This is a genomic window from Mesorhizobium sp. M0968 (assembly GCF_040319065.1).
Lineage (GTDB): Bacteria > Pseudomonadota > Alphaproteobacteria > Rhizobiales > Rhizobiaceae > Mesorhizobium.
The window spans coordinates 137,313-163,802 of record NZ_JAMYNL010000005.1 but is presented as its reverse complement, the minus strand read 5'-3'; the positions used below and the strand labels follow the sequence as shown (position 1 = coordinate 163,802).

29 protein-coding genes are annotated in these 26,490 nt (G+C 62.4%); 18 read left to right on the top strand and 11 right to left on the bottom strand.

Annotation, left to right across the window (positions count from 1 at the left end; translation table 11 throughout):
• Positions 1–25 precede the first annotated feature (25 nt).
• The 5 genes from sufD (at position 26) to NKH67_RS11050 (ending at position 4,156) form a co-directional block, all read left to right on the top strand.
• On the top strand, positions 26–1,294 hold the full coding sequence (gene sufD, locus NKH67_RS11070; protein WP_352501569.1) for a Fe-S cluster assembly protein SufD: 1,269 nt from the start codon (positions 26–28) through the stop codon (positions 1,292–1,294).
• Between the two features lie 179 nt (positions 1,295–1,473).
• Positions 1,474–2,715: a cysteine desulfurase gene (locus tag NKH67_RS11065; RefSeq protein ID WP_352501570.1), complete on the top strand. Its 1,242-nt coding sequence runs from the start codon at positions 1,474–1,476 to the stop codon at positions 2,713–2,715.
• 5 nt (positions 2,716–2,720) lie between these two features.
• Positions 2,721–3,113, top strand: coding sequence for an SUF system Fe-S cluster assembly protein (locus tag NKH67_RS11060; protein ID WP_352474719.1), 393 nt, complete (start codon positions 2,721–2,723; stop codon positions 3,111–3,113).
• 111 nt (positions 3,114–3,224) lie between these two features.
• Positions 3,225–3,611 carry a Fe-S cluster assembly scaffold SufA gene (sufA, locus tag NKH67_RS11055; RefSeq protein ID WP_352474720.1) on the top strand — a complete coding sequence of 129 codons (387 nt, stop codon included), beginning with the start codon at positions 3,225–3,227 and terminating at the stop codon, positions 3,609–3,611.
• Positions 3,612–3,622: 11 nt separating this feature from the next.
• A complete protein-coding gene (locus NKH67_RS11050; RefSeq protein WP_352474721.1) occupies positions 3,623–4,156 on the top strand; it encodes a DUF2199 domain-containing protein in 534 nt (177 codons plus the stop codon).
• Here NKH67_RS11050 and NKH67_RS11045 read toward each other — a convergent pair.
• Positions 4,153–4,650 (bottom strand): GFA family protein, encoded by a 498-nt coding sequence (locus NKH67_RS11045; RefSeq protein WP_353030758.1) that lies wholly within the window; start codon positions 4,648–4,650, stop codon positions 4,153–4,155. The genes NKH67_RS11050 and NKH67_RS11045 overlap by 4 nt on opposite strands.
• Before the next feature lie 90 nt (positions 4,651–4,740).
• Between NKH67_RS11045 and NKH67_RS11040 the strand changes: the two genes are divergently transcribed.
• Positions 4,741–5,064 (top strand): TfoX/Sxy family protein, encoded by a 324-nt coding sequence (locus tag NKH67_RS11040; protein WP_352501573.1) that lies wholly within the window; start codon positions 4,741–4,743, stop codon positions 5,062–5,064.
• Positions 5,065–5,098: 34 nt separating this feature from the next.
• Here the strand turns inward: NKH67_RS11040 and NKH67_RS11035 are convergent, their stop codons facing one another.
• Positions 5,099–6,022, bottom strand: coding sequence for a PfkB family carbohydrate kinase (locus NKH67_RS11035; RefSeq protein ID WP_352501574.1), 924 nt, complete (start codon positions 6,020–6,022; stop codon positions 5,099–5,101).
• Between the two features lie 276 nt (positions 6,023–6,298).
• Between NKH67_RS11035 and recA the strand changes: the two genes are divergently transcribed.
• The 3 genes from recA (at position 6,299) to NKH67_RS11020 (ending at position 11,181) form a co-directional block, all read left to right on the top strand.
• A complete protein-coding gene (gene recA / locus NKH67_RS11030) occupies positions 6,299–7,396 on the top strand; it encodes a recombinase RecA (RefSeq protein ID WP_023674696.1) in 1,098 nt (365 codons plus the stop codon).
• A gap of 259 nt (positions 7,397–7,655) precedes the next feature.
• Positions 7,656–10,322 carry an alanine--tRNA ligase gene (gene alaS / locus NKH67_RS11025; protein ID WP_352501679.1) on the top strand — a complete coding sequence of 889 codons (2,667 nt, stop codon included), beginning with the start codon at positions 7,656–7,658 and terminating at the stop codon, positions 10,320–10,322.
• Between the two features lie 64 nt (positions 10,323–10,386).
• Positions 10,387–11,181 (top strand): PhzF family phenazine biosynthesis protein, encoded by a 795-nt coding sequence (locus NKH67_RS11020; protein ID WP_352501575.1) that lies wholly within the window; start codon positions 10,387–10,389, stop codon positions 11,179–11,181.
• A gap of 134 nt (positions 11,182–11,315) precedes the next feature.
• On the opposite strand, the gene NKH67_RS11015 is transcribed toward NKH67_RS11020, so the two are convergent.
• Genes NKH67_RS11015 through NKH67_RS11005 form a run of 3 tightly spaced genes read right to left on the bottom strand, consistent with a single transcriptional unit; the run spans position 11,316 to position 13,756 of the window.
• The gene (locus NKH67_RS11015; RefSeq protein ID WP_352501576.1) at positions 11,316–11,897 is read right to left on the bottom strand and encodes a demethoxyubiquinone hydroxylase family protein; all 582 of its coding nucleotides are present in this window, start codon (positions 11,895–11,897) and stop codon (positions 11,316–11,318) included.
• A gap of 15 nt (positions 11,898–11,912) precedes the next feature.
• Positions 11,913–12,533: a glutathione S-transferase family protein gene (locus tag NKH67_RS11010; RefSeq protein ID WP_352501577.1), complete on the bottom strand. Its 621-nt coding sequence runs from the start codon at positions 12,531–12,533 to the stop codon at positions 11,913–11,915.
• Positions 12,534–12,544: 11 nt separating this feature from the next.
• Complete coding sequence (locus tag NKH67_RS11005) at positions 12,545–13,756, bottom strand: NADP-dependent isocitrate dehydrogenase (protein ID WP_352501578.1); 1,212 nt, start codon at positions 13,754–13,756, stop codon at positions 12,545–12,547.
• Between the two features lie 206 nt (positions 13,757–13,962).
• Here NKH67_RS11005 and NKH67_RS11000 point away from each other — a divergent pair, with 206 nt between their 5' ends.
• From NKH67_RS11000 to NKH67_RS10985, 4 genes are all read left to right on the top strand, one after another.
• Positions 13,963–14,829, top strand: a complete 867-nt coding sequence (locus tag NKH67_RS11000) for an RNA methyltransferase (RefSeq protein WP_352501579.1) — start codon at positions 13,963–13,965, stop codon at positions 14,827–14,829.
• Between the two features lie 79 nt (positions 14,830–14,908).
• Positions 14,909–15,553: a DUF805 domain-containing protein gene (locus tag NKH67_RS10995; RefSeq protein ID WP_352501580.1), complete on the top strand. Its 645-nt coding sequence runs from the start codon at positions 14,909–14,911 to the stop codon at positions 15,551–15,553.
• Positions 15,554–15,710: 157 nt separating this feature from the next.
• Positions 15,711–16,523, top strand: coding sequence for a glutamate racemase (murI, locus tag NKH67_RS10990; RefSeq protein ID WP_352501581.1), 813 nt, complete (start codon positions 15,711–15,713; stop codon positions 16,521–16,523).
• A gap of 76 nt (positions 16,524–16,599) precedes the next feature.
• Positions 16,600–16,788, top strand: a complete 189-nt coding sequence (locus tag NKH67_RS10985; RefSeq protein WP_023674705.1) for a DUF3008 family protein — start codon at positions 16,600–16,602, stop codon at positions 16,786–16,788.
• A 90-nt stretch (positions 16,789–16,878) separates the two neighbouring features.
• On the opposite strand, the gene NKH67_RS10980 is transcribed toward NKH67_RS10985, so the two are convergent.
• Complete coding sequence (locus tag NKH67_RS10980) at positions 16,879–17,091, bottom strand: hypothetical protein (protein WP_023674706.1); 213 nt, start codon at positions 17,089–17,091, stop codon at positions 16,879–16,881.
• Positions 17,092–17,471: 380 nt separating this feature from the next.
• Between NKH67_RS10980 and rpsD the strand changes: the two genes are divergently transcribed.
• The 4 genes from rpsD (at position 17,472) to NKH67_RS34140 (ending at position 20,404) form a co-directional block, all read left to right on the top strand.
• On the top strand, positions 17,472–18,089 hold the full coding sequence (gene rpsD, locus NKH67_RS10975; protein ID WP_023717376.1) for a 30S ribosomal protein S4: 618 nt from the start codon (positions 17,472–17,474) through the stop codon (positions 18,087–18,089).
• A gap of 153 nt (positions 18,090–18,242) precedes the next feature.
• On the top strand, positions 18,243–19,130 hold the full coding sequence (gene ttcA / locus NKH67_RS10970; RefSeq protein WP_352501582.1) for a tRNA 2-thiocytidine(32) synthetase TtcA: 888 nt from the start codon (positions 18,243–18,245) through the stop codon (positions 19,128–19,130).
• Positions 19,120–19,947 carry an inositol monophosphatase family protein gene (locus tag NKH67_RS10965; RefSeq protein WP_352501583.1) on the top strand — a complete coding sequence of 276 codons (828 nt, stop codon included), beginning with the start codon at positions 19,120–19,122 and terminating at the stop codon, positions 19,945–19,947. The genes ttcA and NKH67_RS10965 overlap by 11 nt, the downstream gene beginning before the upstream one ends.
• Complete coding sequence (locus tag NKH67_RS34140; RefSeq protein ID WP_502893740.1) at positions 19,832–20,404, top strand: UCP034077 family protein; 573 nt, start codon at positions 19,832–19,834, stop codon at positions 20,402–20,404. The genes NKH67_RS10965 and NKH67_RS34140 overlap by 116 nt, the downstream gene beginning before the upstream one ends.
• A 19-nt stretch (positions 20,405–20,423) precedes the next feature.
• On the opposite strand, the gene NKH67_RS10955 is transcribed toward NKH67_RS34140, so the two are convergent.
• Positions 20,424–21,623 (bottom strand): multidrug effflux MFS transporter, encoded by a 1,200-nt coding sequence (locus NKH67_RS10955; protein ID WP_502893744.1) that lies wholly within the window; start codon positions 21,621–21,623, stop codon positions 20,424–20,426.
• A 207-nt stretch (positions 21,624–21,830) separates the two neighbouring features.
• Complete coding sequence (gene grxD / locus NKH67_RS10950; RefSeq protein WP_023674712.1) at positions 21,831–22,166, bottom strand: Grx4 family monothiol glutaredoxin; 336 nt, start codon at positions 22,164–22,166, stop codon at positions 21,831–21,833.
• Between the two features lie 163 nt (positions 22,167–22,329).
• Between grxD and NKH67_RS10945 the strand changes: the two genes are divergently transcribed.
• Positions 22,330–23,124 carry a phosphodiester glycosidase family protein gene (locus NKH67_RS10945; RefSeq protein ID WP_352474643.1) on the top strand — a complete coding sequence of 265 codons (795 nt, stop codon included), beginning with the start codon at positions 22,330–22,332 and terminating at the stop codon, positions 23,122–23,124.
• Between the two features lie 2 nt (positions 23,125–23,126).
• Here the strand turns inward: NKH67_RS10945 and NKH67_RS10940 are convergent, their stop codons facing one another.
• The 3 genes from NKH67_RS10940 to purL all read right to left on the bottom strand — a co-directional run bounded on the left by NKH67_RS10940 (position 23,127) and on the right by purL (position 26,438).
• Entirely contained in the window at positions 23,127–23,861 is a 735-nt protein-coding gene (locus NKH67_RS10940; RefSeq protein ID WP_352501585.1) for a class I SAM-dependent methyltransferase, read from the bottom strand.
• Positions 23,862–23,881: 20 nt separating this feature from the next.
• Positions 23,882–24,115, bottom strand: coding sequence for a BolA/IbaG family iron-sulfur metabolism protein (locus NKH67_RS10935; RefSeq protein ID WP_023674714.1), 234 nt, complete (start codon positions 24,113–24,115; stop codon positions 23,882–23,884).
• Positions 24,116–24,200: 85 nt separating this feature from the next.
• Positions 24,201–26,438 carry a phosphoribosylformylglycinamidine synthase subunit PurL gene (purL, locus tag NKH67_RS10930; protein WP_352501586.1) on the bottom strand — a complete coding sequence of 746 codons (2,238 nt, stop codon included), beginning with the start codon at positions 26,436–26,438 and terminating at the stop codon, positions 24,201–24,203.
• Between the last annotated feature and the right edge of the window lie 52 nt (positions 26,439–26,490).

The window sequence follows — 26,490 nt, the reverse complement described above, 5'->3', positions numbered from 1 at the left end:
AGGCAAGCCAAACAAGGCGATACTGATGAATATGCACACGACACCCCAGCGGACATTAGCCGAAACGGCGCTGATCGACGCCTTTGGCGAGCGGCTGTCGCTGCTGCCTGGCGACGGCGCGGTGATGCTGAAGCGCGACGACGCCATTGAGGCGATCAAGGGCGGCCTGCCGACGCGGCGCATCGAATCCTGGCACTATACGGACCTGCGCCGGCTGCTGATCTCGGTGCCGGACTTCGATCCGGCAGCGGTTGCGAAAGCCATTGCGCCGATCGTCGAAGGCTCCAGCGTTTTGCCGGTGCTGAACGGCGTGTCGAGTACGAAACTGCCCGGTATCAAAGGCGTTGCCGTGCAGCGCCTGTCGGAGAAGCTGACCGACGGCAGCATCGCCCCGGGGCTGGATTCCTATGGCGCCGACGATGCCATCGGCGCGCTCAACACCGCCTTTGTCGCCGACGGCTATTTCGTCGACATCGCCGACGGTGCCCAACTGGAAAAGCCGGTCGAATTGCAGAATTTGCAGGCCGGTGGACAGACGCATGTACGCTTGGCCGTCCGTGTCGGTGCCGGCGCCAAAGCTGTCGTCGTCGAGCGCCAGGCAGGCGAGGGGGCGGCGCTGGTCAGTTCGGTCAGCCAGCTTGTGCTTGGCGAGGGCGCCGAAGTGACATGGCTCATCGTGCAGGAGCAGCCGGATACGGCGACGCATCTCGCCCAGTTCAAGGCGCATCTCGGCAAGAATTCGAAACTGACGCTGTTCGTCATGAATGCCGGCGGCAAGCTTGTCCGCCAGGAGGTCGTTGTGAAGACGACCGGCGAGGGCGCCGAATTCACCTTGCGCGGCATCAATCTGCTCGCCGGCGACACCCATACCGACGTCACCATGGTGCTCGACCACGCCGTACCGCACACAGCCTCGACCGAAGTCATCCGAAACGTGGTGACCGGCAAGGCGCGCGGCGTCTTCCAGGGCCGCATCAACGTCCACCAATATGCGCAGAAGACCAACGCCAAGATGGCCTGTAACACGCTGCTTCTGTCGGATGACGGCGAGTTCTCGACCAAGCCGGAGCTCGAAATCTTCGCCGACGACGTCGTCTGCGGCCATGGCGCGACCGTCACCGAGATCGACCACAGCCATCTGTTCTACCTGATGGCGCGCGGCGTCGACGAGAAGACCGCGCGCGGCTTGCTGGTCAAGGCCTTCGTCGCCGAGGTGATCGAGGAACTGGACGACGAGGCCATCGTCGAGGCGCTGGAAGCACGGCTCGACGATTGGTTTTTGACGCACGGGTAGAGGTGACTGAGGGGTTGGTGCCAACACCCCTCATCCGTCGCCTTCGGCGCCACCTTCTCCCACAAGGGGAGAAGGAGAGGCGCTCTTCCTTCTCCCCTTGTGGGAGAAGGTGGCCGAGCGAAGCTCGGTCGGATGAGGGGTGCTGGACGGAATGAGGCGGTGCCTCGAGAGAGCTTGTAATGGACCAGAAAGTCGAAAACATCCCCTATGACGTCGAGGCGATCCGCCGCGACTTCCCGATCCTGTCGCGGCAAGTCTACGGCAAACCGCTGGTCTATCTCGACAATGGCGCCTCGGCGCAGAAACCGCAGGTGGTGCTCGACGCTATCCAGCACGCCTATTCCCAGGAATATGCCAACGTCCATCGTGGCCTGCATTTCCTGTCGAATGCCGCGACCGACGCCTATGAGAAGGCTCGCGAGACGGTGCGCCGTTTCCTCAATGCGCCGAGCACCGACAACATCGTCTTCACCTCGAATACCACGGCGGCGATCAACACGGTCGCCTATGGTTTCGGCATGCCGAATATCGGCGAAGGCGACGAGATCGTGCTGTCGATCATGGAGCACCATTCCAACATCGTGCCGTGGCATTTCATCCGCGAGCGGCAGGGCGCCAAACTGGTCTGGGTGCCGGTCGATGATCTCGGCGTCTTCCACATCGAGGAATTCGAAAAGCGGCTGACCGACCGGACAAAACTGGTCGCCATAACCCACATGTCGAATGCGCTGGGCACGGTGACGCCGATCAAGGAAATTGTGCGCATCGCCCATGCGCGCGGCATTCCGGTGCTGGTCGACGGCAGCCAGAGCGCCGTGCATATGCCGATCGACGTGCAGGATCTCGACTGCGATTTCTTCGTCTTCACCGGCCACAAGGTCTATGGCCCGTCGGGCATCGGTGTGCTCTATGGCAAGAAGGATATTCTGGAGCGCATGCGCCCGTTCATGGGCGGCGGCGAGATGATCGAGGAGGTGACGCAAGACATCGTCACCTACAACGATCCGCCGCACCGTTTCGAGGCCGGCACGCCGCCGATCGTGCAGGCAATCGGGCTTGGTGCCGCGCTCGAATACATGGAAAAGATCGGCCGCGAGCGCATCGCCGCGCACGAGGCCGATTTGAAGGACTATGCGCATCAAAAACTGCGCGCCATCAACTCGCTGCGCATCTTCGGCGATGCGCCCGGCAAGGGCGCCATCATCTCGTTCGAGCTGCAGGGTATCCATGCCCATGACGTGTCGATGGTCATCGACCGGCAGGGAGTGGCGGTCCGCGCCGGCACGCATTGCGCGCAGCCGCTGTTGAAACGCTTCGGCGTAACATCCACATGCAGAGCGTCGTTCGGCATGTATAATACCAGGGCCGAAGTCGATGCTTTGGCCGATGCGCTGGAAAAAGCGCGAAAATTCTTCGGGTGACGATCATGGATGATGCCAGCCACACCGCCGAGACCAATTCGGAAGCGACGACCAATGCGGCGGTTTCCGGATCGACAATCCCCGCCGACGAATTGGCGCGGCTGACCGACGACATCGTCTCGGCGCTGAAGACGGTCTACGACCCGGAAATCCCGGCCGACATCTACGAGCTCGGCCTGGTCTACAAGATCGACATCGAGGACGACCGCTCGGTCAAGATCGACATGACGCTGACCGCGCCCGGCTGCCCGGTGGCCGGCGAAATGCCGGGTTGGGTCGAAAATGCCGTCGGCGCCGTCGAAGGCGTTTCCGGCGTCGAGGTCAACATGACCTTCGATCCCCCCTGGTCGCCCGACCGCATGTCGGAAGAGGCACAGGTGGCGGTGGGCTGGTATTAGCATCCGACCAGACAGAGGCTGGCGCACTTGCGCCGGGTACAAAACTTCACCATTTTAGGTGAGGAATCATTCGGCAGGCCTTGAACCTGCAAAGAATGGAGAAGGAAAGACATGGGACGCTTCGCCGTCATCACGATGACCGAAAAGGCTGCCGACCGGGTGCGCGAGATCGTCGCGACCCGTGAGAATGCGCATGGCATTCGCCTTGGCATCAAGAAGGGCGGCTGCGCCGGCATGGAATATACGGTCGATCTGGTGACCGAGCCGAACACCAAGGACGACCATATCGAGCGCGATGGCGCCCATGTCTATGTCGCGCCGGAGGCGGCACTTTTCCTGTTCGGCACCGAGATGGATTTCGAGCAGACGACACTGCGAACCGGCTTCACCTTCCGCAATCCGAACCAGAGCTCGGCCTGCGGCTGCGGCGAATCGGTCGAATTGAAGCCGGCTGATCTGAAGGCACTGGCCGAGGCGCGCGAAGCAAGCGCGGCTTAGCGTCTCTGGTGATGAGTGCCGAGGCATATCGCTGGCGGTGTGCCTGTTGCGGTCAGGAATATACCGGGCTTCCAACAGATATGGCGTTCGGTGCGCCCGTGGACACGGACACGCTTGACGATGCCGCTCGAGCGACCTTTCGTAAGAATGAAGATTTCTGCGAGGTGCGCCGTGCGTCGGGGGTAACAGATCGGTTTGTTCGTTGCTTGCTGCCTCTGCCAGTGCCTCAGCTATCCAGCGAGTTCTGTTTCGGCGTATGGATGTCGGTCTCGGAAAAAAGCTGGGATCTATACCGAGATGGATATGACAGTGGCCAGTATGAAGAAGAACTCTGTTTTGGATATCTGATGCACAACATTCCTGAGTATCCCGGCTCGTTGCATCTGCATGCCAATGTTGTATTTCAGCCCGGTGATCAGCGTCCGAAGGTGTTTCTGCATGATGCAGATCATCCCTTGGTTGCGGCCCAACGCAGTGGGGTGGATGTGGCGCAGATAGAGCGCTGGGTGGCTCTCACGCACCGACCTAAGGCCGGGAGCAACTAATCCACCCACATCCCCGTTCGCTTGTGCCAGTCTGCGATCGACTCCTCCGGGTAAACATCGAAGACCTTGTCGCCCTTGCCGATATCCGGCTCGACCCAGTTCGCCTTGTATTTCAGCATCAGATGCACCTTCTCCGGCGGCTTCGGCAGGTCTGTGTCGATCGCCGAGGCGAAGGGGTGCACCAGCTCCGGCCAGGTCGGATCGTAGAGCCAGAGTGCCGTCCCGCATTTCGTGCAGAAGTTCCGCTCGCCGGTCGAGGTCTCGCGTTGCGGGTGCTCGTCGTCCTCGATCTCGGCGCGGTAGACGCCGAGATGGCGCTTGCCCTGGACTTTCAGCGTCTCGTAATCGGCGCCGAGATTGATGGCAAAACCGCCGCCGCCCTGCTGCTTGCGGCAGATCGAGCAGTAGCACAGCATGAACGGCACCGGCGTGTGGCTTTCCACCTGGAAACGCACGGCATTGCACCGGCAGGACCCTTTGAGCAGAAGCGGCATGAGAAACTCCGACGAAAGTGATTTGAACTTTGTCAGGATGGCGCCGGTTGCGGCGATGACAAGGGGAAATCCGGGTGACATGATCGCCGCATGGACAACGAGCGCATAGAAGAGCTTTTCGAAGGCCTCGGCCCGGTCAGCATCCGCAAGCTGTTCGGCGGCAAGGGCATCTATTTCGACGGCGTCATCGTCGCCATCGTCATCGGTGGCGAATTGATGCTGAAGGCCGACGCCGAAAGCGCCCCGGAATTCGAAGCGGCCGGCTGCCGGCAATGGACCTATACCGGCTCGCGCCACGGCAAGCTCGTGTCGATGCCCTATTGGAGCGTTCCCGACAGCGCGTTCGACGATCCCGACGAGATGGCGATCTGGGCGCGCCGCGCCTACGAGGCAGGACGGCGCGCCGGCAAATAGGCTGCGTCATGCTTCGGCAATTCCGGGCCGCACTTCATGCCAGCTCCCGCGCCTCGGGCACGAGCGCCAGCGCTTCGGCAAAGCCAGCGCTGGTGAAGGCGGCACTCTCGACGACGAGCATCGCTGCGGCAATGCCTTCGCGCAGTGCCGCGCGCAGCGTCAGGCCGCGCAGCAGGGCAGCGATCGTGGCGCCTGCCAATGCGTCGCCGGCGCCGGCAGCATCGGTCCGCTTTTGCAGCGGCGGTGGCGAGATCGAGAACGCGCTCAATTCGTCGAAACCGAGCACTGGTTCGTCGCCGGCGGTGATCACGCCGCTTTTCAGCCCGGCGCGTCTCAGGCCGTCGACGATGCCTTGATCGATTTGGACGCCGGCGAGCACGCCGGCCTCGCGCCGGTTCATGAAGGCCATCGCCAGACGGTCGAGCACCGGCGTCAGCCGCGCCGCTTTGTTGGGCGAGACCGCAAGCGCAAACACCGGCTTGCCGGCGGCGAGTGCCGCCAGCCGCTCCAGCGCGGTCGACGGCAGGTTGGCGTCGCACAGCACCGCGTCAGCCGAACCGATCGCTTCCCGCACCTTGGCGCGGCGGATCTGCTTGGGAAGCGCCAGCTCGTAGAGCACCATGTCGGCAAGGCCGGCGATCAGCCCGCCGTCGCTGTCGATCAGCATCGTATGGCTTGGCGTTGCTCGGTCGAGGAACACCGCCGACAGGTCGGCAATGCCGGCCTCGGTGACGGCGCGTAAAACCGTGTCGCCAAGGGCATCGCCGCCGCGCACCGAAAGCAGCGCGGCCGAGGCGCCGCGTCGCACCGCAAAGCGCAAGGCGTTGAAGACGGCACCGCCGACATGCTCGCGCATCGTGCCGGGGTTGGAAGCGGCCGGCACGAAGGCGCCGGCAACCCGGCCGCGCCGCTCGATATAGGCGCCGCCCACGGCCAGGATCGTCGGGGATTTGATCATGCCGTCAAAATGCCCTTTAGCTGTTGCCCGGGGAGACTAGGTCGCCGGGCGGAACCCTGCAATCGCGGGTCCGATTCGGTCGGTAACGGCAACGGCGCCGCATGCGAGGTGAGATACATCCGAAGCAATAATTGCGAAACAAAAATAGAACAAATAGGGATATGCGTTATTTTTCAAACCCTTGGTGCTCATTGACAAATGAGAACAAATGAGGTACATTCTTTTAAGGATTGCGGGATTGTCCGGCCTCCATTGACGACCACGGGGTGATGTATCATGGCTCAGAATTCTTTGCGGCTTGTAGAGGACAAAGCGGTGGACAAATCAAAGGCTCTGGATGCGGCGCTGTCGCAAATCGAGCGTGCCTTCGGCAAGGGCTCGATCATGCGGCTCGGCGCGAACGAGCAGGTCGTCGAGATCGAGACGGTGCCGACCGGCTCGCTTGGGCTGGACATCGCGCTTGGCGTCGGCGGCCTGCCGCGCGGCCGCATCGTCGAGATCTACGGGCCGGAAAGCTCGGGCAAGACGACGCTGGCGCTGCACACGGTGGCCGAAGCCCAGAAGAAGGGCGGCATCTGCGCCTTCGTCGATGCCGAGCACGCGCTCGACCCGGTCTATGCCCGCAAGCTCGGCGTCGATCTCGAAAACCTTTTGATCTCGCAGCCCGATACCGGCGAGCAGGCGCTGGAGATCTGCGACACGCTGGTGCGCTCCGGCGCCATCGACGTGCTGGTGGTCGATTCGGTGGCGGCGTTGACGCCGCGGGCGGAAATCGAAGGCGAGATGGGCGATTCGCTGCCCGGCCTGCAGGCCCGCCTGATGAGCCAGGCACTGCGCAAGCTCACCGCCTCGATCTCGCGCTCCAACACCATGGTCATCTTCATCAACCAGATCCGCATGAAGATCGGCGTCATGTTCGGTTCGCCCGAGACGACGACCGGCGGCAATGCGTTGAAATTCTATGCCTCGGTCCGCCTCGACATCCGCCGCATCGGCTCGGTCAAGGATCGCGACGAGGTCGTCGGCAACCAGACCCGCGTCAAGGTCGTCAAGAACAAGCTGGCGCCGCCCTTCAAGGTGGTCGAGTTCGACATCATGTATGGCGAGGGCGTCTCCAAGACCGGCGAGCTGGTCGATCTCGGCGTCAAGGCGGGCGTGGTCGAAAAGTCGGGCGCCTGGTTCTCCTACAATTCGCAGCGTCTTGGCCAGGGCCGCGAAAACGCAAAACTGTTCCTGCGCGACAATCCCGACACGGCGCGCGAGATCGAGCTGGCGCTACGGCAGAATGCCGGGCTGATCGCTGAGAAATTCCTTGAGAACGGCGGCTCAGAAAGCAGCGACGACGGTTTCGAGGACGACGCTGGGGTGATGTAGGGCAAGCGACGCCTCGCTGAGCCTCAGCCAGGTTTCGATTTGATGTTTTGATTTTGAGTTTGCGTAATCGATGCGTTTCGAACCGCCGGCCCAAGGCCGGCGGTTCGCGTTTGACGGCGAGGCAGACGCATTTCAAGGCGCTGGTGAAAGCCGGGATTTGAGCCCATTTGGTGTTTCTGGACAGGCTGCGGTGCGACCGCTAAAAGGCCATGTCTATTTTCCGCCGGCAGCCGGCGGTTCTCTCGAAAAGGCAGTATTCATGAGTGGCGTCAACGAGATCCGGTCGGCATTTCTCGACTATTTTCGCAAGGAAGGTCACGAGGTCGTCGCGTCAAGCCCGCTGGTGCCGCGCAATGACCCGACGCTGATGTTCACCAATGCCGGCATGGTGCAGTTCAAGAACGTTTTCACCGGTCTGGAGAAGCGGCCCTATTCGCGCGCCACGACCGCCCAGAAGAGTGTTCGCGCCGGCGGCAAGCACAACGACCTCGACAATGTCGGCTACACTGCGCGCCACCTGACCTTCTTCGAGATGCTCGGCAATTTCTCCTTCGGCGACTATTTCAAGGAGCGGGCCATAGAGCTTGCCTGGAACCTGATCACCAGGGAGTTCGGGCTGAAGAAGGACAAGCTGCTGGTCACCGTCTACCACACCGACGACGAGGCGGCTTCGTACTGGAAGAAGATCGCCGGCCTTTCGGACGATCGCATCATCCGCATCGCGACTTCGGACAACTTCTGGGCGATGGGCGACACTGGACCTTGCGGGCCGTGTTCGGAGATATTCATCGACCGCGGCGAGCATATCTGGGGCGGCCCTCCCGGCAGCCCCGAGGAGGATGGCGACCGTTTCCTTGAATTCTGGAACCTGGTATTCATGCAGTATGAACAGGTGACGAAGGAAGAGCGCATCGACCTGCCGCGTCCGTCGATCGACACGGGCATGGGCCTCGAGCGCATGGCCTCCATCCTGCAAGGCGTTGAAAGCGTCTTCGAAACCGACCTGTTCCGCCACCTCATCGACGCTGCGTCTTCGGCGCTTGGCAAAGGTCCGGATGCGGGCACCGCCGCATCGTTCCGCGTCATCGCCGACCATTTGCGTTCGTCCTGCTTCCTGGTCGCCGACGGCGTGCTGCCGTCCAACGAAGGACGCGGCTACGTGCTTCGTCGCATCATGCGCCGCGCCATGCGCCACGCGCAATTGCTCGGCGCCCGCGATCCGCTGATGTGGCGCCTGGTGCCGGCGCTGGTCCGCGAGATGGGCCAAGCCTACCCGGAACTGGTGCGCGGCGAACAGATGATCACCGAAACGCTGAAGCTGGAAGAGACGCGCTTCCGCAAGACGCTGGTGCGCGGCTTGGGCTTGCTTTCGGAGGCGACGGAAAAGCTGGCCCCCGGCGACATGCTGGATGGCGAGACAGCGTTCAAGCTCTACGACACCTATGGCTTTCCGCTCGATCTGACGCAGGACGCGCTGCGCCAGCGCAACATCTCGGTCAACCTTGCCGGCTTCACCGAGGCGATGGAGCGGCAGAAGGCGGAGGCGCGCAAAAGCTGGGCCGGCTCCGGCGACGTGGCGACCGAGACGGTATGGTTTCCGGTGCGCGAGAACGCCGGCGCCACCGAGTTCCTCGGCTATGAGACCGAGCAGGCGGAAGGCCTCATCCAGGCGCTGGTCAGGGACGGCAAGACCGTCGACAGCGCCGGCAAGGGCGACGCCGTTGCCGTGGTTGTCAACCAGACGCCGTTCTATGGCGAGTCCGGTGGCCAGATGGGCGACACCGGCGTCATTTCGGGCGACGGGTTCTCGATCGAGATATCCGATACCCAGAAGAAGGCCGATGGGCTTTTCGTCCATCTCGGCAAGGTGGCTAACGGCACGGTCAAGACGGGCGCGACCGTCGAGCTGAAGGTGGACCACGCGCGTCGCACCAGGCTGCGCGCGAACCATTCCGCCACGCATCTGATCCATGAGGCGCTGCGCGAGGTGCTGGGTACCCATGTGGCGCAGAAGGGCTCGCTGGTTGCGCCCGAGCGTCTGCGCTTCGACATCTCCCACAACAAGCCGATCTCGCATGACGAGCTCGAAGAGGTAGAGCGCATGGCGAACGAGATCGTCGTTCAGAACGGCCCTGTAACCACGCGGCTGATGTCTGTCGACGACGCCATTGCCGAAGGCGCCATGGCGCTGTTTGGCGAGAAATATGGCGATGAAGTGCGCGTCGTTTCGATGGGCACGGGCTTGCATGGCGCCAAGGCCAACCGGCCTTATTCGGTCGAGCTATGCGGCGGCACGCATGTCAGGGCGACCGGCGATATCGGCCTGGTGCGCATCCTGTCCGACAGCGCGGTCGCTGCCGGCGTTCGCCGCATCGAGGCGTTGACCGGCGAGGCGGCCAGAAAGCATCTCGACGAACAGGACAAGCGGCTGAAGGCGGCCGCCGCCGCGCTGAAGATTTCGCCGGCCGATGTGCCGGCCCGCGTCGAGGCGCTGCTCGACGAGCGCAAGAAGCTCGAAAAGGAGCTGACAGAGGCGCGCAAGAAGCTGGCGCTGGGCGATCGCTCGCCAGCCGGTGTGCCTGCGGAAAACGAAACCATTGCCGGTGTCGGTTTTCTCGGCAAGGCGGTATCGGGCGTCTCGCCAAAGGATCTCAAGCCGTTGGCCGATGCCGGCAAGAAGTCGCTCGGCTCCGGCATCGTCGTCTTCGTCGGCGCCGGCGAGGACAACAAGGCAAGCGTCGTCGTCGCCGTCACCGATGATCTGACCGGCCGCTTCAGCGCCATCGATCTGGTGCGCGTCGCGTCCGCGGCGTTGGGCGGGCAGGGCGGCGGCGGGCGACCCGATATGGCTCAGGCCGGCGGCCCGGACGCGTCGAAGGCCGAAGACGCGATCGCTGCGGTGAAGGCGGCTCTCGAAGCGGCGTGAACCTGCACCGGGGGCGGCACGGCCGAAATGGCGCGTCGCCCAGCGGATATCTTTGAGGGCCGATATGCCGACATTGACGATGTATCAGATCGATGCCTTTGCCGAAAGGGCCTTCCAGGGTAACCCTGCCGCCGTTCTCCTTTTAGAGGAATGGCTGTCGGAGCAGGTAATGCAGGCCATCGCCAACGAAAACAATCTTGCTGAAACCGCGTTTGTGCGGCCGAATGGCAAAGGTTGGGATTTGCGCTGGTTCACGCCGGTCCACGAAGTCGACTTCTGCGGCCACGCCACTCTTGCGGCCGCCCATGTGCTGGCTACGGAATACAATGGTCAGGGCGAAATGGCCTTCGCCACCCGGGTCGGCGAGCTGCGGGTTTCCCGGTGGGAAGGGGGCTATCAGCTCGATCTGCCTTGTTTTCCGCCGCAGCCCGTCGAGGAAGAGCTGAACTCGGCGCTGCAAGCGATATTGCCTCAGCGGCCGGTTGCGAGCTTCCGCAATTTCGAGAACCTGTTTGTCGAGCTTGCCGACGAGACAACCGTGCGATCTTTCGTTCCCGATCTGCTCAGGATCGGACGTTTTCATCCTCTCGGCCTGGTTATTACCGCGCCTGGGCGAGCCCACGATTTCGTCTCCCGTTACTTCGTGCCTGGGGCGGGCATTCCCGAGGATCCGGTAACCGGCTCCATTCATGCGACGCTGGTGCCTTATTGGTCTGAAAAACTCGGCAAGACGCATCTGTCGGCATTCCAATGCTCGCAGCGCGGCGGGCATTTGCTATGCGAACTGGCCGGAGATCGCGTGCTGATCACAGGCCGTGCGAAGACCTTCATGAAGGCGGAGATCTACCTTCCCGATTGAGCGGCTTGCCAATTCGGTGGCTGCTTCGCCTGAGCCAGGTGTTCAGATCACGGTATGGCGTTAGGGCCGGGCGGCGGCCCGATGGCGCAGGGCAGTGGCCCCAAAGAGGCGGCGCTAGAACGGCATAGCGCTCATCAGAGATGCCTTGATGCCTTCAGGGCACGCGTCATTCGCGTCGAGTCCCCCCAGGTCGACAGCCAAATCAGGCAGTCGGTGGTAACGGAGATCGCTGCGCGCAGGCGGTTCAGCAACGGTCCAGGCGAGGTCAGCTGCTCTTCGGCGTGACGGAGATGGGCAAGCTCTTCTGCGCGGATGGACAGGATGATGCCGTGCAACTCGTGATCGCGTCCGGTGAGAAAGAACAGCTGATCATCGAGATGGCGGTGCACCGCCGCTTCGACAGCTGCGGTGCAGGCCCAGACGCCTTGCGGGCCGAGCAGGGCAGTGAGGAAACCCAGCAGCCAGCCGCCCCAGCTCCAGAATTGCATCACGCGACACGGTCGGGAATTTCGCAGTGGCATGGCTGCATGGAAAGACGCGCAATGGGTGCGCTCGTGCCCAAGCATCTCCGACAAAGACGGCACGCAGTCCGGCCAGAAACGCTTCGCGACAAGAATCTGTGCCGAATAGATTCTGATCGCGCCGTACTCGCCGGCGTGGTTGACTCTGACTATTCTGGCCACCGTCAGTGCGTCCTGGTGAGAGAGCTTGGCCATGAATGCGCTCGAGAGTTAAGTCAGCCTGCCGGCAACGCTCGCACGCGCCGCAATGCGGGTCCACCAATTCTGGATCTCGGCAAACTCGGCCAGCAGGGCTTGTCCCTCGGCGACTTTGACGAAATAGCCGATGATCGGTGCGGCGTGCAGGTCGGCCAGCGTCAGGTCCGTTCCCAACAGCCAAGGCCCTTCGGCTTTCAGCGAAGAGAGCGCCTGCAATGCCGTTCTTGCCTGCCGCAACCCGTTGGCGATCACCGCTTCGTTGGGCGGCGTTGTTTCCAGCCGCTCGACAGCGACATCCCAGACCATGGTCCTGTAGGCATAGGCGTCGAGCAGGCCGGTGATCTGGTTCATGCGTGCTCGAGGCCGGGCTTCGACCGGTTGCAGCGCCGGGCCGCCAAAGGCTTCGTCGACATAACGGGCAATCGCGCCGGTCTCGTAGAGGCGAAAGCCGTCATGCTCGAAGGCCGGGATGCGGCCGAACGGCTGGTGCTCGAAATACCAGCCGGGAATGCCGTCCGCGGCAAAGATGTCGACGGGCACGAGCTCGTAGCCGACGCCCTTTTCCTCCAGCACCAGCCGCACGATGCGCACATAGACGCTGTAGTCCGCGCCGTAGACGACGGGCTTGCCCATGCCGGTTGGGCTCAGGCCATCGCTTTCTGCAAATTTTCGTCGATCTTGTCGAGGAAGCCAGTGGTCGAAAGCCATGGCTGGTCGGGGCCGATCAGCAGCGACAGGTCCTTGGTCATGAAGCCGGACTCGACCGTCTGGATGCAGACCCTTTCCAGCGTCTCGGCAAAGCGCCTCAGTTCGGCATTGTCGTCGAGCTTGGCGCGGTGCGCGAGGCCGCGTGTCCAGGCAAAGATCGAGGCGATCGAATTGGTCGAGGTCTCCTCGCCCTTCTGGTGCTGGCGATAGTGGCGGGTGACGGTGCCGTGCGCGGCTTCCGCCTCGACGGTCTTGCCGTCCGGCGTCATCAGCACCGAGGTCATCAGGCCGAGCGAGCCGAAGCCTTGCGCCACCGTGTCGGACTGCACGTCGCCGTCATAATTCTTGCAGGCCCAGACATAGCCACCCGACCATTTCAGGCTCGAGGCCACCATGTCGTCGATCAGCCGGTGCTCGTACCAGAGTTTCTTCGCTTTGAATTCTGCTTCGAACTCCGCCTCGTAGACCTCCTGGAAGATGTCCTTGAAGCGTCCGTCATAGGCTTTGAGGATGGTGTTCTTGGTCGAGAGGTAGACGGGGTAATTACGCAGCAGGCCGTAGTTCAGGGAGGCGCGGGCGAATTCGCGGATCGATTCGTCGAGATTGTACATGGCCATGGCGACGCCGGCGCCGGGTGCGTCGAAGACGTCGTGCTCGATCACCTGGCCGTCCTCGCCGACGAATTTGATCGTCAGCTTGCCCTTGCCGGGGAAGCGGAAGTCGGTGGCGCGGTACTGGTCGCCGAAGGCGTGGCGGCCGACGATGATCGGCTTGGTCCAGCCGGGCACCAGCCGCGGCACGTTCTTCATGATGATCGGCTCGCGAAAGATGGTGCCGCCGAGGATGTTGCGGATGGTGCCGTTCGGCGACTTCCACATCTTCTTCAGCTTGAATTCCTCGACGCGCTGCTCGTCGGGCGTGATCGTCGCGCATTTCACGCCGACGCCGTATTTCTTGATGGCATTGGCCGAATCGATGGTCACCTGGTCGTTGGTGGCGTCGCGGTGCTCGATGCCGAGGTCGTAATATTCGAGCTTGAGGTCGAGATAAGGGTGGATCAGCTTGTCCTTGATGCACTGCCAGATGATGCGGGTCATCTCGTCGCCGTCGAGTTCGACGACCGGGTTCGCCACCTTGATCTTCGCCATGGAAAGAATGCCTCACTTTTGGGGAACGGAACGGCCTTGCCCGCACGGCTGCCGGCCCTGGGATGCGGCCCGTATATCAAAGGCTTTTTGGCCGCGCAAACGGCGAACCGCGCCGTAGTGTCGGCATTCCTTGCGAAAGCTTCATTTTCGCCGCCAAATGTGGCAGGGGACTGCGAAATGCCGCAAACAGCAGTTCACTGACAACCATGGCCGCTACCCAGGATCCCGCCACCCCTCTTGCCTCCGGAACTCCAGCGTCCGGACCGGCGATCATCCTGGTCGAGCCGCAGCTCGGCGAGAATATCGGCATGGTTGCGCGCGCCATGGCCAATTTCGGCCTTACCGAGCTGCGGCTCGTCAATCCGCGCGACGGCTGGCCGAGCGAGAAGGCGCGTGCCGCCGCAAGCCGCGCCGACCACGTCATCGATGCCGTCACGGTGTTCGATGACCTCGCCTCGGCGATTGCCGATTTGAACTTCGTCTTCGCCACCACGGCGCGCGCGCGCGACAATTTCAAGCCGGTGCGCGGTCCGGTCGAGGCGGGCAGGGCGCTGCGCGCGCGGCAGCGGGCCGGCCAGCGCACCGGCATCCTGTTCGGCCGCGAGCGCTTCGGCCTCTATAATGACGAGGTCGGCCTTGCCGACGAGATCGTCACTTTCCCCGTCGATCCAGCCTTCTCCTCGCTCAACATCGCCCAGGCTGCCCTGCTGATGTCCTATGAATGGATGAAGTCCGGCCTGGAAGACGAGACCAGGACCAACTTCTCCGGCCCCGAAATGCCGCCGGCTGCCAAGGAAGAATTGCACGGCCTGTTTGCGTATCTGGAAGGTGCACTGGAGGCGCGCGGCTATTTCCGCCCGGCAGCGAAGAAGCCGAAGATGGTCGACAATTTGCGTGCAGTGCTGACCCGCCCCGGCTTTGCTGAGCCGGAGCTCAAGGTGCTGCGCGGCATCATATCATCGCTGGACAGGTTCTCGCCGGCCATGCCGCGCGGCGACGGATCGCCCGGCGACGATCCAAGGCGGCTCCCGGCGGCCGCGGCACGCGCTGCGAGGGCGAAAGACAAAGACTAGCCTCGGAACTGCCCATACCTCACCAGTAACCGAATGTTATTTGGTGTGATCCATTGTCTGGAAAACGATGGATCTTTCGATGTTCAATTCAAATATCGGGCGTCTTCGCTTTTTCTTCTATTCCGCGGCCCTGCTGGTTGCGGAAATCGTGACCTTTGTGCTGTGCGTCGTGCTGACCATCGGCATCGAGGGTTTGGCCAATTCGAAGCCCGGACCTTCCAGGGAAGGGCTGGCCGCGGCCGTTCTCGTTACCTCGCTGGTGATCGTTCTGTTCCGCGCGAATTTCGCCTGGCGTCGAAGCCGCGACGCGCAAGGGTCGGGTTGGATCCTTTGGTCCTATATCGTGTTCTCGACGCTGTTCGCGATCCTGCAGGCCGGCACTGTTCTTGTCGTAAAATTCGACGGCGAAGATTCGCATTCCGGCCTTAACCTGCTGGGATTAGCTCTTGTCGGGCTGTGGGCCGTCATCTTGGCGGCCAAGCCGGCGGGTGGCGGCTCTTCGGATATAGCGTCATCCCTGAGTTTCGACGATTTCGACCCGCCCGGGCCGCTGCGCGGCGCCGCCGCGCTCCATTCAGCGTCAGCCGCCGGCGCGACGGCCCTGGCTCCAGCCTACGCCACGCGGGCCGCGCCGGTGCCGTCGAACCACCCTGCATCTCAACCTGCATCTCCGGCGAACGGCCGGCCGCGGCCCGGCGGCTTCGGCAAGCGCGGCCTTGTGTGACCGGCTCGCCGCATCAAGGCCATGATGCTTCCACATAGAGGCGGCCGGGATAAAGCATCATTGGCCGAAGCAGAAAGCATGGGCCGGGCCTTCCCCCGTGATCTCGTTTGTGATTCCCAGCCCTTAGTGATTCCCAGCCCTTAGTGACTCAATGACAATGACCGATCCATCGAGCGCCCGTCCGATCCTGATGTTCGATTCCGGCATTGGCGGCCTCACCGTGCTGCGTGAGGCGCGCGTGCTGATGCCTGACCGCCGCTTCATCTATGTCGCCGACGACGCGGCGTTCCCCTTCGGCGGCTGGGAGGAGCCGGCGCTGAGAACACATATCCTGGAGTTGTTCGCCAGGCTGCTCGAACGGTTTTCGCCGGCCATTTCGGTCATCGCCTGCAACACCGCCTCGACGCTGGTCATCGATGCGTTGCGCGACCGGTTTCCCGGCCACCCTTTCGTCGGCACTGTGCCGGCCATCAAGCCGGCGGCGGAACGCACGCGCTCAGGCCTGGTTTCGGTGCTGGCTACGCCCGGCACCGTCAAGCGCCAGTACACGCGCGACCTGATCAGCAAATGGGCGCAGAAATGCCATGTCCGCCTTGTCGGCAGCGACAGGCTGGCGGGATTGGCCGAAGCCTATATGCGCGATGGCTTTGTCGACGAGGACGCCGTGCGCGCCGAGATCGCGCCGTGCTTCGTCGAGCATGACGGGCTGCGCACCGACATCGTCGTGCTTGCCTGCACCCATTATCCGTTTTTGGCCAACCGCATGCGCAAGACAGCACCGTGGCCGGTCGACTGGCTCGACCCGGCCGAGGCGATCGCACGCCGGGCGCTGTCGCTGCTTGCCGATACCGAGGCCCGCTATCGCAGAGAGGCACTGCCGGAAGGCGCCGACCTTGCATTCTTCACCTCGAACAGCGCCGATTTTCCGACGCGCCGGCTGATGCAGGGATTTGGCCTGGCGATATCCTGATCGCAGGCAATTTTCGCTTTGGGAACATCACACCGGACAATGCGTTTTCCTCTCATTGGAAACGGGAGAAACCATCATGCCAGCCACCTCAAAAGCCCAGCAGAAAGCGGCCGGCGCGGCATTGTCAGCCAAGCGCGGCGAGACCAAGAAGGGCGCGCTCAAAGGCGCGTCGAAGGGAATGTATAAATCCATGAGCGAAAAACAGCTCGAGGAATTCGCCGAGACCAAGCGCAAGGGCCTGCCGGAAAAGAAGTCGAAACACTGATCGACTGGCCATTCTGACGGCGGATGCCGGTCAATAAAAGGCCCGCGGCTGAGCCGCGGGCCATGAAGTCTCAACGGGCGAGGACGAAAATTACCAGTTCCAGCCCCACCCGCAGCGCCGCACTTTGTAGCGGATCACCTTGCGATGACCGTGGCGCCACACCACCTTCTTCTTGACCACGATGCGGCAGACCTGGTGATGCCTGTGCCCATGCCAATGCCGGGCCTGCGCCGGCTCGGGCGCGACCGCCATCGTGCCGGCCATCACCGCGGCGCCTACCAACGTAAGGAAGAACTTCTTCATGCGAATTCCAGCTCCTCTGACTTCAGTCCCTTCCTGATGCCGCTGGCGCAACCTCCCGCCACATCCGGCACGTTCTACAACCGTAACACTATCCGGTTCGGCGATTCGCGCCAGCCAGAAGCTTGACAGCGGTTAAATCTCCGTTTAACCAGCCCACCAACACCGGGCCGCAATGCCCGGTGGTTTTCTTTATGTGTGCAAGACGTTTGGGAAGCCGGTTTTACTTTCCTTATGTCTTGTTTGAAATGACGTGTCCCGTGGGTTTTCCGTCGCGTTGCGTGGAAAACCCTGTCAGGTCTCGAAAACGGAGGCCAGAGGAGGGCGCGTTTCCTTCACCCGGACCATAAGGTTCCGGGTGCATTGTTTTGAAAGGGAATGCGATGAGCAAGCGCGAATCCGCGAAGTACAAGATCGACCGCCGTCTTGGCGAAAACATCTGGGGCCGCCCGAAGTCCCCGGTCAACAAGCGTGAATACGGCCCCGGCCAGCATGGCCAGCGTCGCAAAGGCAAGCTTTCCGATTTCGGCCTGCAGCTGCGCGCCAAGCAGAAGCTGAAGGGCCACTATGGCGACGTTTCGGAAAAGCAGTTCCGCAAGGTCTATGAAGAGGCGGACCGCCGCAAGGGCGACACCTCGGAGAACCTGATCGGCCTGCTCGAATCGCGCCTCGACGCGGTCGTCTACCGCGCCAAGTTCGTGCCGACCATCTTTGCGGCGCGCCAGTTCGTCAATCACGGCCACGTCAACGTCAACGGCAAGCGCGTCAACATCGGCTCGTACCGCTGCAAGCCGGGCGATGTCATCGAAGTGCGCGAGAAGTCGAAGCAGCTGGTCATCGTGCTGGAATCGGTGGGCCTGGCCGAGCGCGACGTGCCCGACTACATCGAGGCCGACCACAACAAGATGACCGCGGCTTTCACGCGCATCCCCGGCCTGGCGGACGTTCCGTTTGCCGTGCAGATGGAACCGAACCTGGTCGTCGAATTCTATTCGCGCTGATCGGCGCGTTCGTCGCGATACAATCGAAGGCCGCCCGTCGAGGCGGCCTTTTCTTTTTTCGTTCCTTTTCCGCGGCGTGATTCCGAAATCGATTTCGGTTTTCGGTCCGATGCGCTACTGCGGGCGGCAACAGGATCTTGGGGCCGACGCGCCATGAATATGCTGCCAGACGCCGAAACGCTCGAACCGGTCGCCGACGCCGAAGGCGGCTTTCATCCTCTGTTTGCCGATGTGCCGTCCTCCGTCGAGTTCAACAAGCTGCGCAAGCGGCTGTTGCGGCTTGCCCGCCAGGCGATCGACGATTTCGCCATGGTGAGACCCGGCGACCGTTGGCTGATCGCTCTGTCGGGCGGCAAGGATTCCTACGGCCTGCTTGCCGTGCTGCTCGATCTCAAATGGCGCGGGCTGCTGCCGGTCGAGCTGTTGGCCTGCAATCTCGACCAGGGCCAGCCGAACTTTCCCAAGCACATATTGCCCGACTATCTCGATAGATATGCCATTCCGCATCGCATCGAATATCAGGACACCTATTCGGTGGTCACCGACAAGCTGGCCGAGGGCAGCACCTATTGCTCGCTGTGCTCGCGGCTGCGGCGCGGCCATCTCTATCGCATTGCCCGCGAGGAGGGCTGCTCGGCGCTGGTGCTCGGTCATCACCGCGAGGACATACTGGAAACCTTCTTCATGAACCTGTTCCATGGCGGACGCCTTGCCGCCATGCCGCCGAAGCTGCTCAACGACGAAGGCGATGTCATGGTGCTGCGGCCGCTCGCCTATTGTGCGGAAGCCGATCTCGAGAAATTCGCCGGCGCCATGAAATTCCCGATCATTCCGTGCGATCTGTGCGGTAGCCAGGAAGGCCTGCAGCGCAACGCCATGAAGGCGATGCTCGACGACATCGAGAAGCGCATGCCCGGCCGCAAGGACACGATGATCCGCGCCATGACCAATGTGCGGCGTTCGCATCTGCTCGACAGGAAGCTGTTCGATTTCGCCGCCCTCAACGAAACCCTCACCACCAGGCGTCCCGATGACATTTGACGATAGCGCGATCGACTGGCTTGCAGACCTTCTGTCGGAAGCCGCCGTCGCCGAGATCATGCCGCGCTTTCGCCGGTTGAGCGAGGGCGACGTCCGTCGCAAGACCTCGGCCGCCGATCTCGTCACCGAAGCCGACGTCAATGCCGAACGGCTCATCACCGCCAGGCTGCGCCAGCGTTATCCCCACGCAATGATCGTCGGCGAGGAGGCCTGCTCCGACGACCCGACGCTGCTCGACGGTCTCGGCGATGCCGAACTCGCCTTCGTCATCGACCCGGTCGACGGCACCTTCAACTTCGCCTCCGGCGTGCCGCTGTTCGGCGTCATGCTTGGCGTCGTGGTCAAGAGCGAGACGGTCGTCGGCATCATTCACGATCCCGTCGGCAAGGATTGGCTGATCGGCGTTAGTGGCGCCGGCAGCCATATCCGCCATGCCCATGGCAATCTGGAAAAGGTCCATGTCGCCAAACCGGCGCCGATGTCGGAAATGACCGGTGCGGTCTCATGGCACTACGTGCCCGAGCCGGACCGCTCACGTTTGGCGCGCAACCAGACCAAGTCGCTATCGCAGTTCAATTATCGCTGCGCCGCCCACGAATACCGCCTGCTGGCCAGCGGCCACGGCCATTTCGTCGTCTACAACAAGCTGATGCCCTGGGATCACCTGCCTGGCGTGCTGATCCATGCGGAGGCGGGCGGCCATGCCGCGCGCTTCGACGGCAGCGCCTATCTGCCGTCGCATGTCGGAGGTGGCCTGCTGGTCGCGCCGGACCGGGAGAGCTGGCGGGAGCTGCGCCGCGAGCTCTGGGCGGAATAACTCTTCGCTGCCAAAGTTGTCCAATCCTGTGCGAAACCGGAGACCTCGAATGAAACCTCGGTCCGCAATTGTTGCAACGGCCTTTGCCCTTGCCTTGGTTGCCGGTGTCAATGAAGCAAGCGCTGGGGAACGCGCATGTCGCAGTCCCGACTCCGTCGACACCATAGACGAGATGTTCTCCGCGATCTTCGCCTGTTGGAAGCCGCCGCCCGGAACCGCGGGCATGACCCTGACGCTGCAGTTCTCAATTCGCCGAAACGGCACGCTTATCGGCAAACCGCGCGCCACTTATTCCCATCTAGGGGACGATGGTCCGCTCAATCGGGCCTTCGTGGCTTCCGTCCTCGAGGCGCTCGACAAGGCTCTCCCACTGCCCGTTTCGGACAGCATGGGTGGAGCAATCGCAGGACGTACGCTGTTCCCACGCTTCACCGCGGTCAGTGAGGGTGCATCCTAGGCGCGCCCGGCAATGTGCATTAGACCGGCGGGTTATGCGGCTGGAACAGTCTGCCGCGCTCGGCCAGCAGGATCATCAGCAGCGCCGCCACCGACACGCTGCAGAACCCGGCGGCCAGCGGCGTCACCGTGCCGTTGAAGGCTTGGCCGATCAGCGTGCCGAGAATGCCGCCAAGAAATGTCTGCATGAACCCAAGGATCGACGATGCAGTGCCGGCCAGGTGCCCCAGCGGCTCCATGGCAAGCGCGTTGAAGTTCGCGCCAAGCGCGCCGAACGGGACCATGGCGCAGGCAAAGAAGGTAATGAAGAGCCAGAGCGGCATCTTTATTTCGATGGAAACGACCAGCCAGGCAAGGCTGATGGCCAGAAACAGCAGCAGCGCGCTTTGCGACAGACGGCGCATGCCGATGCGGCCGACGAGGCGCGAGTTGAGGTAGTTCGAAAAAGCAAGTACGCCGGCAACCCCCGCGAAGATGACGGGGAACATCTCGCCGACATTGAACACGCTGACATAGATCTGCTGGGCCGAGGCGATGAAGCCGAACATGGCGCCGAAGATGAAGGTGCTGGCGAAGGCATAGCAGAGCGCGATGCGGTTGGTGAGAACGATGCGGAAGCCGCCGATGATGGAGGACAGCGTCAGCGGCCGGCGATATTCGGGGTGTAGTGTCTCGGGCAGGCGCAGCAGCGACCAGGCGGACACGATCAGCGCGCCGGCTGCCATGGTGACGAAGATCACATGCCAGGTCGCAAACAGCATGATGAACTGGCCGATACCGGGCGCCACCACCGGGATGGCCATGAACACCATGAAGATCAAGGACATGACTTCGGCCATGCGCCTTCCGTCGAACGTATCGCGCACGATCGAGACGGCAATGACGCGCGTCGCCGCCGCGCCGATGCCTTGCACCGCCCGGCATAGCAGAAGCGTGGCGAATGACGGGGCGATTGCCGCAGCGCCGGCCGCCAGGACGTAGATCACCAGCCCTGCGACAAGCGGCGCGCGGCGCCCGAAGCGGTCCGAGATCGGCCCGAAGAACAGCTGTCCGCCGCCAAAGCCAAGGATATAGGCGGTGACAACATATTGCCGGTGGTTTTCATTTTCGATGCCAAGCGAAGCGCCGATCTGCTGCAGCGCCGGCAAAATAATGTCGATTGCCAGCGAATTGAGCGCCATCAGCGCCGCGCACAGCGCAATGAATTCCCAGCGCGGAATGGGCAAGGTGCTTGCCTTTTGCTGCGCTTGTGCTTGCTGATCCAAGGCCAGTCCGATCCTCAAACGAAAATGCGCCGGCTGGCCGACGCATCCATTCGTTGATTGCCCGATAGCGGGCAGAACTTTTTGCCAAGGTGGGGGCTGCCCCGGCGCTTAGCGCATGACCCCCGAAAATCGCAGGCGGAAGGTCATACGCAGAAACAGAAGTCAGGCGGCGCCTTTGACGCTGACGCCCTTTTCGACGAGGAAGGTCTGCAATTCGCCCGCCTGGAACATCTCGCGGATGATGTCGCAGCCGCCGACGAACTCGCCCTTGACGTAGAGCTGCGGGATGGTCGGCCAGTTGGAATAGTCCTTGATGCCTTGCCGCAGTTCGGCCGACGTCAGCACGTCGACGCCCTTATAGTCGGCGCCGATATAGTCGAGGATCTGCACGACCTGGCCGGAAAATCCGCATTGCGGGAAGCCGGGCGTGCCCTTCATGAAGAGAACGACGTCGTTGCCCTTCACTTCATTGTCGATGTAGTCGTTGATGCCGCTCATGGAATACCCTTTCATGCCTGTGGGAGTCAGGCTCGAACATTACCCTTCAAATAAACCCATGGGTTGCGCGAAACAAGATGTTTGCCGCCTTGCCATGCAAATGGCGCAAAGGAACGTCTGATCTTGGGCCAAGAGCGTTGGCCACCACCTTTCCCGAGGCGCGATGAAAAGACGATATCTCGCCGGGTTCCTCCTCGCCGTTCTGTTCGCCGCACTGTCCTTGATCTGGTGGGCCAGGTCGCCGAGACAGCCATCTCTCGTCGTCGGCGGTGAATTACCGGCGCCGTGCCGCGACGCGAGCTTCGAGGCGGTCGCCTATGTCGTCTGCGAAATCGATCTGCGCCACTATGACATCGGTGTGTTCCACGCAGGCCTTGACGGCAAGGCTTTCGGTTCACTGGACAAATTCGACAAGGCGATGGCGGATCATGGCCGGCCGGTGCTGCTCGCCATGAACGCCGGCATGTATCACCAAGACCTGACTCCGGTCGGCCTTCTCGTCGAAGACGGCCGGGAGAAGGCGCCGATCAACGTCGCCGACAGCGAAGGGAATTTCTTCCTGAAACCGAATGGCGTCTTCCTGGTCCGGAAGGACGGCAAGGCGGCGGTCATGGAGACAAGCGCCTATGCTGCGACCAGACTGGACGTGATGTTTGCCACGCAATCCGGCCCGATGCTGGTGATCGACGGCCGGCTTCATCCCCGCTTCGAGCAAAACGGCACATCGCGCTATATCCGCAATGGCATCGGCGTGCGTGACGAAAACACTGTCGTGCTGGCGATCTCGCGCTCTGAGGTCAGCCTCGGCAGCTTCGCGCGACTGTTTCGAGATGCGCTCAATTGTCCCAACGCGCTTTTCTTCGACGGGGTCGTTTCGGCGCTGTCGAACGGCGAGCGGATGATTGTGGGTGGAAGCTATCCGGTCGGGCCGATCATCGCCGTGTCGGCGAAAAGGTGAATTTATTTATGCGCACGTACGCATATGAATGCCGGCGCCAAACTCAGTTCGGCAAAATGCCTGGAGTCGACCATTTCCATCTCGGGCGCGGGAACTGGCTCGACGAAACGATCGAGCGTCCAGCCTGTGTCGGCAAGCCCGTTGAGGATATCGCCGAGCGGCCTGCGATAGGATTCGACATAGGGCTTGGGCTCCCCAAAACCTCCCCAATACATGCCCCAGCGATTCGTTTCAAAATAGGTTTTCGTCCCGCGCGTGCGCGTGTCCTGCCAGTCGCGCATTGGATGGCCCATAGAGAACACCAGCCAGCCGCCCGGGCAGGCCACGCGATGAAACTCAGCGAATACCGGCTCCAGTTTTTCGACATAGTCGAGCGCCAGCGAGCAAAGTATTCGGTCGAAACTGCCATCCGCGAGCCAGTAGAGAGCCCTTTCGAGGTTGCCAAGCCGGATATCGACATCGAGCCCAGCGCATCGCTGACGTGCCAGAGCCAGCATTTCCGGCGTAATGTCGAAGGCACTTACCCGCGCACCTGAGCCAGCCAGCTTTTCCGAGCAGATACCGGAGCCGCAACCGGCGTCCAGTATGTTCAGACCCGTCACGTCGCCCAGCAACTCCAGCGAGGCTGGCCGTTCATAAAGGGCGTTGTGCGGCTTGATCGGCGCCAGCGCGTCATAGCGCTCGGCGAAGGAAGCATAGGCACTGACTGCAACCGGATCGCTGTCGCCTTTGGCCATGACTTCCCGCTTGCGTAGAATTAGTCCGGCACGCTGGTCTGCAGGGCAAGCGCGTGCAACACGCCGCCCATATTGCCCTTCAGCGCGTCATAGACCATCTGGTGCTGCTGGACCCGGCTTTTCCCGCGAAAGCTTTCGGCCACAACCTCAGCCGCATAATGGTCGCCGTCGCCGGCCAGGTCGCGAATCGTCACCTTGGCGTCGGGAATGCCTTCCTTGATCAGCCGTTCGATGTCGTGGGCGTCCATTGCCATATGAGGATTCCTTGTTCAGGTCGTGATCTCATAGATATGGTCGAAATGGCGGATGAACCACAGGGAAAGAGCCCACTCGATCACATCACGGGTCCACGACCTCATTTGCCATGAAGCGAGGGAACCAGGATTCGTGGGCGGCGGTCAATTCGCTGACCGGTATCGCACGCGCCTCGCCCAGCTTCAGGTCGCTGCCGCCGGTCGAGCCGATCCACGGCGCAAAAACGCCGAGCTTGTTTTGTTGTTCGCGAATGGCGTCCCATTGCTCGCTCTGCGGGTCGATCGACAGCGTCAAGAGATAGCGGCCCTGGTCCTCGCCGAACCAGACGGGGATTGGATCTGTGCCGATCAGGCCGGGGATGGTCGCGCCGATGCCGGAGGCCATCGCCATCTCGGCCAGCGCTACCGCGATGCCGCCATCGGAAACGTCATGCGCCGCGGTAACGACACCGGAGGCGATCAGTGCCCGCACATGGTCGCCGACCCGCTTCTCGTGGCCGAGATCGACCGGCGGCGGCGGGCCGTCGGCGCGGCCAAAGATGTCGCGCATATAGACCGACTGGCCAAGATGCGAGCCCCATATCGTCGGCGCGCCGACCAGCACGATCATCTGGCCTTCGGCGGCAAAGCCGATGCGCACCATTTTCGACCAGTCGGCAATCAGACCGACGCCGCCGATGGTTGGTGTCGGCAGGATGCCCTGTCCGTTGGTCTCATTATAGAGGGAGACGTTGCCGGAGACGATCGGAAAGCCAAGCGCCCGGCAGGCATCGCCGATGCCTTTCACAGCACCAACCAGCTGGCCCATGATCTCCGGCCGTTCCGGATTGCCGAAATTGAGGTTGTCGGTGGCCGCGAGCGGCAGAGCGCCGGTGGCGGTAAGATTGCGCCAGCATTCGGCAACCGCCTGCTTGCCGCCCTCGTAAGGGTCGGCCTCGCAATAGCGCGGCGTCACGTCGGAGGAGAAGGCGAGCGCCTTGGTCGGGTGGCCATCGACGCGCACGACACCGGCGTCGCCGCCGGGAAGCTGCAGGGAATTACCCTGGATCAGCGTGTCGTACTGCTCCCAGACCCAGCGGCGCGAGGAAAGGTCTGGTCCGCTCAGCAGCTTGAGCAGTGCGTCGGCCACATCGGCTTGCGGTGCATCGCCGGCCAGCGGCGCCGGCTTCTTCGGATCGACCCAGGGACGGTCATATTCCGGCGCTTGATCGCCGAGATCCTTGATCGGCAGGTTGGCGACCTCGTCGCCCTGGTGCAGCACGCGGAAGCGCAGATCGTCGGTGGTCTTGCCGACGATGGCAAAGTCGAGGCCCCATTTGTGGAAGATCGCCTCGGCCTGTTTTTCCTTTTCGGGGCGCAGCACCATTAGCATGCGCTCTTGGCTCTCCGAAAGCATCATCTCATAGGCGCTCATGCGCTCTTCACGCACCGGCACCTTGTCGAGATCGAGCTCGATGCCGAGGTCGCCCTTGGCGCCCATTTCGACTGCCGAGCAGGTGAGGCCGGCGGCACCCATGTCCTGGATGGCGATAACGGCGCCGGACGCCATCAGTTCGAGGCAGGCTTCGAGCAGGCATTTTTCGGTGAACGGATCGCCAACCTGCACGGTGGGCCGCTTCTCGTCGATCTTGTCGTCGAACTCGGCCGAGGCCATGGTGGCGCCGCCGACACCGTCGCGCCCGGTCTTGGCGCCGAGATAGACCACCGGCAGGCCAACACCCTTGGCTTCCGACAGGAAGATCGCATCAGTCTTGGCAAGCCCCGCCGCAAAGGCATTGACCAGGATGTTGCCATTGTAGCGGGCGTCGAAATTGACCTCGCCGCCGACCGTCGGCACGCCGAAGGAATTGCCATAGCCGCCGACGCCGGAAACGACGCCGGCAACGAGGTGCCTGGTTTTGGGATGGTCCGGCGCGCCGAAGCGTAGCGCGTTCATCGCCGCGATCGGCCGCGCGCCCATGGTGAAGACATCGCGCAGGATGCCGCCGACGCCGGTCGCAGCTCCCTGATAGGGCTCGATATAGGAGGGGTGGTTATGGCTCTCCATCTTGAAGACGACGCAGTCGCCGTCGCCGATGTCGACCACGCCGGCATTCTCGCCCGGGCCCTGGATGACTTGCGGCCCGGTGGTCGGCAGCGTGCGCAGCCACTTCTTCGAGGATTTGTAAGAACAATGCTCGTTCCACATCGCCGAAAAAATACCAAGTTCGGTAAAGCTCGGTTCGCGCCCGACCAGGTCGAGGATGCGCTGGTACTCGTCGGGCTTCAGCCCGTGCGCGGCAATGAGTTCAGGAGTGATCGGCACGGAATTGGAAATGGTCATGATCGGCAATTGTGTCCTTGAGATCGAGTCCCGTCTTATCGCAAGCGTCGCA

Excerpts from the sequence above, each read along its gene's own strand:
- NKH67_RS11035 (WP_352501574.1), bottom strand. The coding sequence starts at position 6,022 with ATGATCAAATCCCCGACGATCCTGGCCGTGGGCGGCGCCTATATCGAG.
- purL (WP_352501586.1), bottom strand. The coding sequence starts at position 26,438 with ATGACCATTTCCAATTCCGTGCCGATCACTCCTGAACTCATTGCCGCG.
- NKH67_RS10940 (WP_352501585.1), bottom strand. The coding sequence starts at position 23,861 with ATGGCCAAAGGCGACAGCGATCCGGTTGCAGTCAGTGCCTATGCTTCC.
- murI (WP_352501581.1), top strand. The coding sequence starts at position 15,711 with ATGACCGATCCATCGAGCGCCCGTCCGATCCTGATGTTCGATTCCGGC.
- NKH67_RS11040 (WP_352501573.1), top strand. The coding sequence starts at position 4,741 with ATGGACAACGAGCGCATAGAAGAGCTTTTCGAAGGCCTCGGCCCGGTC.
- rpsD (WP_023717376.1), top strand. The coding sequence starts at position 17,472 with ATGAGCAAGCGCGAATCCGCGAAGTACAAGATCGACCGCCGTCTTGGC.
- ttcA (WP_352501582.1), top strand. The coding sequence starts at position 18,243 with ATGAATATGCTGCCAGACGCCGAAACGCTCGAACCGGTCGCCGACGCC.
- grxD (WP_023674712.1), bottom strand. The coding sequence starts at position 22,166 with ATGAGCGGCATCAACGACTACATCGACAATGAAGTGAAGGGCAACGAC.
- NKH67_RS10995 (WP_352501580.1), top strand. The coding sequence starts at position 14,909 with ATGTTCAATTCAAATATCGGGCGTCTTCGCTTTTTCTTCTATTCCGCG.
- sufA (WP_352474720.1), top strand. The coding sequence starts at position 3,225 with ATGGGACGCTTCGCCGTCATCACGATGACCGAAAAGGCTGCCGACCGG.
- NKH67_RS11020 (WP_352501575.1), top strand. The coding sequence starts at position 10,387 with ATGCCGACATTGACGATGTATCAGATCGATGCCTTTGCCGAAAGGGCC.
- NKH67_RS11005 (WP_352501578.1), bottom strand. The coding sequence starts at position 13,756 with ATGGCGAAGATCAAGGTGGCGAACCCGGTCGTCGAACTCGACGGCGAC.
- NKH67_RS11045 (WP_353030758.1), bottom strand. The coding sequence starts at position 4,650 with ATGCCGCTTCTGCTCAAAGGGTCCTGCCGGTGCAATGCCGTGCGTTTC.
- recA (WP_023674696.1), top strand. The coding sequence starts at position 6,299 with ATGGCTCAGAATTCTTTGCGGCTTGTAGAGGACAAAGCGGTGGACAAA.
- NKH67_RS11000 (WP_352501579.1), top strand. The coding sequence starts at position 13,963 with ATGGCCGCTACCCAGGATCCCGCCACCCCTCTTGCCTCCGGAACTCCA.
- sufD (WP_352501569.1), top strand. The coding sequence starts at position 26 with ATGAATATGCACACGACACCCCAGCGGACATTAGCCGAAACGGCGCTG.
- NKH67_RS11060 (WP_352474719.1), top strand. The coding sequence starts at position 2,721 with ATGGATGATGCCAGCCACACCGCCGAGACCAATTCGGAAGCGACGACC.
- NKH67_RS11010 (WP_352501577.1), bottom strand. The coding sequence starts at position 12,533 with ATGGGCAAGCCCGTCGTCTACGGCGCGGACTACAGCGTCTATGTGCGC.
- NKH67_RS10985 (WP_023674705.1), top strand. The coding sequence starts at position 16,600 with ATGCCAGCCACCTCAAAAGCCCAGCAGAAAGCGGCCGGCGCGGCATTG.
- NKH67_RS10945 (WP_352474643.1), top strand. The coding sequence starts at position 22,330 with ATGAAAAGACGATATCTCGCCGGGTTCCTCCTCGCCGTTCTGTTCGCC.
- NKH67_RS10935 (WP_023674714.1), bottom strand. The coding sequence starts at position 24,115 with ATGGCAATGGACGCCCACGACATCGAACGGCTGATCAAGGAAGGCATT.
- NKH67_RS11065 (WP_352501570.1), top strand. The coding sequence starts at position 1,474 with ATGGACCAGAAAGTCGAAAACATCCCCTATGACGTCGAGGCGATCCGC.
- NKH67_RS10980 (WP_023674706.1), bottom strand. The coding sequence starts at position 17,091 with ATGAAGAAGTTCTTCCTTACGTTGGTAGGCGCCGCGGTGATGGCCGGC.
- NKH67_RS11050 (WP_352474721.1), top strand. The coding sequence starts at position 3,623 with ATGAGTGCCGAGGCATATCGCTGGCGGTGTGCCTGTTGCGGTCAGGAA.
- NKH67_RS34140 (WP_502893740.1), top strand. The coding sequence starts at position 19,832 with ATGCCGCGCGCTTCGACGGCAGCGCCTATCTGCCGTCGCATGTCGGAG.
- NKH67_RS11015 (WP_352501576.1), bottom strand. The coding sequence starts at position 11,897 with ATGGCCAAGCTCTCTCACCAGGACGCACTGACGGTGGCCAGAATAGTC.
- alaS (WP_352501679.1), top strand. The coding sequence starts at position 7,656 with ATGAGTGGCGTCAACGAGATCCGGTCGGCATTTCTCGACTATTTTCGC.
- NKH67_RS10965 (WP_352501583.1), top strand. The coding sequence starts at position 19,120 with ATGACATTTGACGATAGCGCGATCGACTGGCTTGCAGACCTTCTGTCG.